Origin of the sequence: Komagataeibacter intermedius TF2, from assembly GCF_000964425.1 — a bacterium.
GTDB lineage: Bacteria > Pseudomonadota > Alphaproteobacteria > Acetobacterales > Acetobacteraceae > Komagataeibacter > Komagataeibacter intermedius.
In genome coordinates this window covers 1-224 of sequence record NZ_BANF01000635.1, presented here as the reverse complement: position 1 = coordinate 224, position 224 = coordinate 1, and the positions used below count along the sequence as shown (strand labels likewise).

Below are 224 nucleotides of genomic sequence, written 5' to 3'. Positions count from 1 at the left end.
TTGTCGACATGCGCCGGCAACACTCCCGCATCCAGTCGAACAGATCGTCGACCAGAGGGGCTATGTCTGTTTGACGGACTGCCAGCCGATGTTCTGGGGGCGTACCGTTGATGGTGCGCTCGGCCTGGAATATGGCGTCGATCCTGCCTACTGCCTCTATGGCGAGGGGCGCCTTGTCCCTCTCGGCGATTTTGAACAGCCCTCTGCGTCCGTGGGCCCAGCAT

The 224-nt window shown here is 61.6% G+C and carries 1 protein-coding gene; it reads right to left on the bottom strand.

The window, feature by feature from the left end; genetic code table 11:
- A partial coding sequence (locus B7449_RS18845; RefSeq protein ID WP_048884077.1) for an IS66 family transposase occupies positions 1-224 on the bottom strand: 224 nt, incomplete at both ends.